General features: G+C 60.4%; 5 protein-coding genes. 2 read left to right on the plus strand and 3 right to left on the minus strand.

Annotated elements, in window-relative coordinates; genetic code table 11:
• The coding region (locus tag VNX23_RS24975) for a tripartite tricarboxylate transporter permease (protein ID WP_325634236.1) at positions 1 to 421 on the plus strand (421 nt) is incomplete at its 5' end.
• 46 nt (positions 422 to 467) lie between these two features.
• Here VNX23_RS24975 and VNX23_RS24980 read toward each other — a convergent pair.
• The 3 genes from VNX23_RS24980 to VNX23_RS24990 form a co-directional block, all read right to left on the minus strand.
• On the minus strand, positions 468 to 1,913 hold the full coding sequence (locus VNX23_RS24980) for a M20/M25/M40 family metallo-hydrolase (RefSeq protein WP_325634237.1): 1,446 nt from the start codon (positions 1,911 to 1,913) through the stop codon (positions 468 to 470).
• A gap of 101 nt (positions 1,914 to 2,014) precedes the next feature.
• Positions 2,015 to 2,449: a cytochrome c gene (locus VNX23_RS24985; RefSeq protein ID WP_325634238.1), complete on the minus strand. Its 435-nt coding sequence runs from the start codon at positions 2,447 to 2,449 to the stop codon at positions 2,015 to 2,017.
• Positions 2,450 to 2,488: 39 nt separating this feature from the next.
• A complete protein-coding gene (locus tag VNX23_RS24990; protein WP_325634239.1) occupies positions 2,489 to 4,084 on the minus strand; it encodes a flavin monoamine oxidase family protein in 1,596 nt (531 codons plus the stop codon).
• A gap of 108 nt (positions 4,085 to 4,192) precedes the next feature.
• On the opposite strand from VNX23_RS24990, the gene VNX23_RS24995 reads away from it, so the two are divergent.
• Positions 4,193 to 5,386, plus strand: a complete 1,194-nt coding sequence (locus VNX23_RS24995; RefSeq protein WP_325634240.1) for a urate hydroxylase PuuD — start codon at positions 4,193 to 4,195, stop codon at positions 5,384 to 5,386.
• Positions 5,387 to 5,393 lie beyond the last annotated feature (7 nt).

Genomic DNA, 5,393 nt, shown 5'->3' on the forward strand with positions numbered 1-5,393 from the left:
GATCGGCCTTTGGGTGAAGCTGTTGAGCATTCCCTATCGCTACCTCTATCCGAGCGCGATGTTCTTCGTTTGCATCGGCGTCTATGCCGCCAGCAACGACATGTTCCAGGTCGGCGAAACGCTGTTCATCGGCGTCGTCGGTTACATCCTGCTGCGGCTTGATTTCCACCCGGCTCCGATCCTGCTCGGCTTCGTGCTTGGGCCGCGCTTCGAAGAAAATTTCCGCCGCAGCCTCTTGATCTCGCGCGGCGATCTGATGACCTTCATCGAGCGTCCGATCAGCGCATTCTTCCTCTTCATCTGCGTCGTGCTGATCGCCGCCCAGATCTATGTTTGGCTGCGCAAGCCGAAAATCGTTGAGGAGGAGAAGGCGATTGAGCAGCAGGTCCCGGCGATGCCATATTCGGAATTGGCGGGTTGAGATGTCGACCGGCGGCTACGCCTGAAGACGAACGCCCCTGCCTTCGCTATGGCCCGCCGCCGGACAACATCTTGACGAGCCGATAGAGATACTCCTCGCCTTCATAGAACGATTTGACAAGGACCCGCTCGTCCTTTCCGTGCACCCGAATATCGTTAATGTCGCTGGCAAGACCGGAATGGCCGTAGGTCGGAATGCCGGCATTGCGCAGATAGCTGCCGTCGGTGGCGCCCGAGCTCATGGCCGGAAGCACGATCGCATCGGGCCAGAATTCGCTCGACAATTTCCCGATCGATCCCATGATCTCCGCATGCAGTGCCGATGGTGCGCTCAACACCGGCTGACCGAGCTGGGTGACGGTGATCTGATCGTCCGCGAGCACACGCTCGAGCGTCGCCTTGACCTCCTCTGGAGGCTCGCCGGGCATGATCCGGCAATTGACCGCAGCGCTCGCAAGCTGCGGCAAGGCGTTGTACGCGTGCCCTCCCTCCAGCATCGTCGCCACGCAGGTGGTGTGAAGCTGTGCGTTATAGACCGGATTGGTCGCAAGCCGGACAAATGACATCGCGGCCGGATCTGGCTTGTCCGACAGCACCGAGCGCATGTCGCCCGCAGTCCCTTCGCCTTCGAACTGCGCCATGCGCTCGAAATAAACGCGCGTCGTCTCGTTCAGCTTGAGCGGAAAGCTGAATTTGGAGAGACGAACCAATCCCTCCGCCAAGTGGTAGATCGCGTTGTCGCGGGTCGGAACCGAACTGTGGCCACCCTTGTTTCTGACATCGAGCCGATAGGTCAGCGAAACCTTCTCGGTGGTCTGCACGCTGTTTCTGATCGCTTTGCCGTCCTTCAATCCGACACTGCCGCCCTCATTCAACGCGAATTCCGCGTCGATCAGGTCGCGGTGATTCCTGAGCAGCCACTGAATTCCCACTCCGTCACGATCGAGAGTTTCCTCGTCGGTTTCGAGCGCGACGATGATATCGCGATCGGGTTTGTAGCCTTCCTGTCTGTACCGGATGAGATTGGTGATGAAAGCGGCCGCCATGAATTTGTCATCGATGCTGCCGCGCGCATAGAAATAACCGTCCTGCTCGGTCAGCTTGAAGGGGTCAACCGACCAATCCTCGCGATTGGCCGGCACGACATCGAGATGCGCCAGAAGCAGGATCGGCTTGCGCGCGCCGGTGCCGCGCAGCCGGGCGACCAGATTGCCCTTGCGTGGCGCCGGCGAGAGCACATGAATGTCGGCCTCGGCGAAGCCCGCCGAGCGCAGACGGGCCGCCATTGCCTCGGCGGCGCGAGCGGTATCGCCGGTTGCCGTGACAGTGTTGATCTCGATCAGCTCCTTGTAGATGTCGAAGGCGAGCTGCTGCTGCGCGCTCAACCCCTCGGCCGCCGCCAGGCCTGGCGAGATAAGGAAAACCAGGGCAAGGAGCCTGCCCCAGCGATTTTTCGGCGAAACGAGACTGCCAAACGCCATTGCCCCGGACATCGCGCGCTCCAGACAAATGTCACAGCATCTATCGAATGTAGATAGCTAACCTGTTCACTGGCAAGCCCGGCGATCCATCCTGCGGCGTCCTGCCGGGATATCTACCGCCGGGCGGCTCGAACATCTTCTACGGTCACCGCGTCAGTGTAGCGATTGCCGAAATGGGTTCGCACATAATTGACCACGGCGACGATCTGGTCGTTGCTCATCTCTGAGCCGAAGGGCGGCATCCCGCGCTGTCCATTGACCACGACGGCCACCGAGTAGGCACCGGTTTGGAGATTGCTGTTACCTGCAAGCGACGGATAAGTTCCAGCGCCCGTGGCGCCTCTGGCGTCCACCATATGGCAACCCTGGCAGATTCTGGTGAACAAGGCCTCGCCGTCCTTCTCGACAAATACCGAGCCGGGGCTGAGAGGCGGATCGGGCGCTTTCGGCCGCACCTCCTGCGCGCGGGCCGTGAAGGACACCACGCAAAACGCTGCCGACATCGCCACCGCGACCACCGCACCGGCACCTCTGCTTGCTTGCCTCATTCGACCCCACCCACGGCACGATTCCTGAAAAGAGTGCCCCTATCGCTTGACGACACGATCATGCAATCGCGCAACCGCATCCAGCGACGACAAAATGGCGCCTTCCTGCCACGCCGGAATGTAGGAGGCATGCTCGCCCGCCAGAACGATCCTGCCGTCGATCTGGCACAGATTGTCATAGTGCTCCGCCCTCGTTTGATCGGTCCAATAGCCGGCACAACCGAGAGTGAACGGCACCCGATGCCATGCCACCGAAATGCCGTTCTCGTACTCGTGACGGTATTGCGGATGAATGCGGGAACCCAATTCCACGGCGAGTGTGACGCGCTCGGAAGGTAACATCGACGTCAGTTCATAGGCGACGGGATTGTCAATCACGTAGGCGCCGAGAAGGATCCCCTTGCGAGCGGTGTTGTATCCGCTGTTCGGATAGGCGATTTGCCCGATCGGCAGATCGGTATAAGTGATACCGCCATAGATCGCCTCATCCTCTTCCCAGAAGCGGCGCTTGAATTGCAGGCCGACCTTGACCGACGAGGTGTAGGACACCGCATCGATCGCTGCCTTCATGCGGCTGCCAACGTTTATCGGAATTTGGCTCAGGATCGAAAGCGGGATCGTGCAGATGCACCAGTCGGCCTTCGCCAGTTGGGGCGTCGCAGGCGCCTTGAGATCGACATAAGTGACAGTGACGCCGGCGTCGTCCTGCTTGATCGCGGTCACCTTCCTTTCATAGTCGATGAGGTCGCCGACCTCACGCGCAAAGGCCTTGCCAATCATGTCCATGCCGCCAACCGGCTGAAACATTGTGCTCTGAAACCGATAGGCCGCGAAGTTTTGCAGATGACGCCAAAGCCGCGATTTGACCATGTCGGAGAGATTGATTGGCTCACCAGGGACCGGCTTGGCATCCAGGCCCCCGCCGGGTCCCTTCGCGTATCCACGAAAATTGCCGGAAATGAGGTTTGCCTTGTAAGCATAATTGCCATCGAGCGCGCCCCAACTTCTCAGCGCCGACAACAGCATCTCTCGATCCTGTTTGGACACGGCTTCGTCGAGCTTGTCCTGTTGCACGACCTTGGCAAGCAATTCCGAAAGGTGGCCCTGAAAATCCGTTTTGATGTCGCGAATCCGCTGGGGAACGCCGCCAAAGGCGTCGGAGCTGTGCAGGAACGCATTGTGGTTGAGCTGAATGAAAGGCTCGAGCGCGACGCCGAGGCGCTTGCAATAATCAAGGAGCCCACGATGGTGGTAGGGAATTCGCCACGGCCCCGGATTGAAATAGAGACCCTCCTCGAACTCGCAGGTCTGCCTGTGCCCACCGAGCTCGGTGTAGGAGTCGCCGCGGCGGAGCGTCCAGTTGCGACCTCCTGGGCGGTTGTTGAACTCCAGAATCCGTACCCGGTATCCCGCCTTGCGCAACTCCAGCGCGGCCGTCATGCCAGCAAGCCCGGCGCCCAGGATGAGAACAGAGGCACCTTTCGGATCACCGTCGAGCTTGATCGGCCCCTTGTAGCCAGAATCAGCCGTAAAGCCGAGGCTGGTCATCGCCTGATACATCGCGGCGCTGCCTGACAGTGCTCCAATCAGGGAAAGCAGGTCACGCCGCGTAACGATTCCGGGCTCGGATTGCATCGTGCTCAATTCGTCACCAATGACGTCAGGCTCGCACTATCATATTGTATGTCAAGAGCCGAACTTTTATCGTCTCATCATATGTCTTCGATCAGTGGCCGATAGATGATGTGGGAATCCATACTGACCGAATGGGCGAGCCTGATCCTGCGCTGGCTGCACGTGGTCGCCGCGGTGGGCTGGATCGGCAGTTCGTTCTATTTCATTCACCTCGACCTCAGCCTGAAGCCGCGCGGCGATCTCCCCGAGGGCGCCTACGGCGAAGCCTGGCAGGTTCATGGCGGCGGCTTCTACAGAATCGTGAAATACCTGGTTGCGCCCGCCAGAATGCCGGACGAACTGACCTGGTTCAAATGGGAGGCCTACACGACCTGGCTCTCCGGCTTCGCCCTGATGGTCGTCGTCTATTACCTCGACGCCGAGCTGTTTTTGGTCGATAAATCCATACTCAACCTCACCCCGCTGCAGGCCGGTCTGTTCAGCCTCTGCAGCCTCGCGCTTGCCTGGCTCCTCTATGAAGGCGCATGCCGATCCGGCCTCGCCCGGCACGAGCTGCCCTTCGCTCTGGCGGGTTACGTTTTCCTTGTCGCCCTCACCTACGCATTCACGCACGTTCTGAGCGGGCGCGGCGCCTTCAACCAGATCGGGGCGATCGTCGGCACGATCATGGTCGCCAACGTGTTCGTGGTGATCATTCCCAACCAGAAGAAAGTGATCGCGGCGCTGCTTGCGGGAAAAAAGCCCGATCCGGAACTCGGCGCGCAGGGCAAGCTGCGCTCGGTTCACAACAATTACCTGACCTTGCCGGTGATCGTGCTGATGATCAGCAATCACTATCCGCTGCTGTTCGCCACGCGGTACAATTGGGTGATCGTTGCGATCGTGCTCGCGCTCGGGCCGATCATCCGGCACTTCTTCAATGAGCGGCATGCGGGCCGGAAATCGCCGTGGTGGGTATGGGGGGTCGCGGCCGCCGGAATGATCGCCATCGGCCTGTTGTCGGCGGCCGGTCCTCGCGAAATCAGGACCGGATCGCTGGCAACGGCACCGACCTTCGCCAACGTCGAAGAGATCGTGCTGTCACGCTGCAGCATGTGCCACGGCGCCGAACCGGTCTGGGGTACGATTCCCACGGCACCGAAAGGCATCCTGCTGGATCAGCCGGATCATATCCGCCGCAACGCCCGGCTGATCGGACGCAACGCCGCATGGTCGAGCGCGATGCCGCCCGGCAACGTGACCGAGATGACCGGCGAAGAACGCGCCACCATCGCCGCCTGGCTCGAAGCCGGCGCACACTGAAACTCCC

Source organism: Bradyrhizobium sp. (assembly GCF_035570375.1).
Classification (GTDB): Bacteria; Pseudomonadota; Alphaproteobacteria; order Rhizobiales; family Xanthobacteraceae; genus Bradyrhizobium.